Source organism: Roseateles sp. P5_E11, assembly GCF_054049355.1.
Map to the genome: position 1 here is coordinate 1 of NZ_JBFUMO010000858.1, position 1,783 is coordinate 1,783.

Genomic DNA, 1,783 nt, shown 5'->3' on the forward strand with positions numbered 1-1,783 from the left:
GCAGCAGCTCCAGCAGCATCGGCCAGGTCAGCGCAAACAGACGGGGACGAGCGGACAAGGCGGTCATTACCGGGTCTTAACGACGGGATTCACACAAGTCACGACAAGCTCGCCAGAATGGTTAGGGTCTATTGACCTGTGAATCGTCCCCGCGCTGGGGTGGCCAAGGGTGCAGAGCTAGGCGCAGTCCGCCGCCCAGGCTGGCCGCCTGGGCAAGGGCTGCAACAACGCGCTGCGCCCTTGGCCACCCCAGCGCGGGGACGATTCACAGGTCAATAGACCCTAACCATTCTGGCGAGCTTGTCGTGACTTGTGTGAATCCCGTCGTTAAGACCCGGTAATGACCGCCTTGTCCGCTCGTCCCCGTCTGTTTGCGCTGACCTGGCCGATGCTGCTGGAGCTGCTGCTGGGCATCGGCATCGGCATCATCGGCACCGGCCTGGCCGCCCGGCTGTCCGACAACAGCGGCGCCGCCTTCGGCCTGGCCAACCAGGTGTTCGCCGCGGTCTTTGTATTGTTCCGTGTCATCGGTGCCGGTGTCAGCGTGGCTGTCACCCAGGCCCTGGGTGCGGGCCGGCGCGACCAGGCCGATGCGGTGGCCCGCGCCGTGGTCGGCGCCAGCACCTGGCTGGGCGTGGGCGGGGCCGTGGCGGCATTGATTGCGGCAGGCCCGTTGCTGACGCTGGTGAACGCGCCGCCCGAAGTGGCGCCGCTGGCCAAGACGCTGCTGCAGGCGCTGGCGCCGGCGCTGCTGCTGGACGCCTGGAACGCCAACATGTCCAGCGTCATGCGTTCGCACCTGCGCAGCCGCGAGGCGCTGGCCGTCGTCGTGCTCATCCAGGTCGTCACGCTGGTGGTGGCCCTGCTGGCCATGCCGCGCCTGGGCCTGGTGGGCTATGCGCTGGCCTGCACCTGCGGGCGCGGCATGGGCCTGATGCTGCATATCTTGCTGTGGCGCACGCGCTTGAACCTGCGGCTGCGCGCGGCCGACTGGTGGCGGCTGGTGCGCAAGCCGCTGAAGACCGTGCTGCACATCGGCATCCCCGGCGCGGCGGAGAACATCTCCTGGCGCCTGGCCTTCATGACCAGCCTGGCTGCCGTGGCCCAGCTTGGCGCCCATGCGCTGGCCACGCACGCCTATACGACGCAGTTCCTGCACGTGATCCTGATGTTCAGCCTGGCCATCAGCTTTGCGGTGGAGATCATGGTCGGCCACATGATCGGCGCGGGCAAGTTGCGTCGGGCTGACCGGCTGGTGCGGCGTTCCCTGGCGCTGGGCATTGCGCTGGCGCTGGTCGTCTCGACGGCTTTTGCGCTGGCAGGGCCCTGGCTGCTGACCCGCTTCACCTCCGACCCGGCCATCATTGCGCTGGGTTGCACGCTGCTGTGGTGGACGGTGCTCGTCGAGCCTGGGCGCAGCTTCAACCTCGTCGTCATCAACGCGCTGCGGGCCGCCGGAGACGCACGCTACCCGGTGATGGTGGGCTCGGCCTCCATGGCCATCGTGCTGGCGGGCGGCAGCTGGTTTCTCGGGGTTTACCTGGGGTGGGGCCTGGTTGGCGTGTGGATTGCTTATGCCGCTGATGAATGGATTCGCGGCCTTTTGATGTGGCGGCGTTGGGCGACACTCGGCTGGCTGCCCCATGCCCGTGCGGCTCACCGGCGGCTGCGCCACAGCCGGGCCCATTGATTCGCGTGAATCGGTATTTTCCTATCCAGTAAAACTTGAGGGATGTTTTCTACAATGCGCCCCTTCCGCCTTGCTCACCCCATGCCCATGACG

General features: G+C 67.2%; 1 protein-coding gene. It reads left to right on the forward strand.

The genetic code is table 11. The features are described from left to right. The first annotated feature begins 340 nt into the window (after window positions 1–340). The gene (locus ACXJKR_RS31425; protein ID WP_457326192.1) at window positions 341–1,690 is read left to right on the forward strand and encodes an MATE family efflux transporter; all 1,350 of its coding nucleotides are present in this window, start codon (window positions 341–343) and stop codon (window positions 1,688–1,690) included. Window positions 1,691–1,783 lie beyond the last annotated feature (93 nt).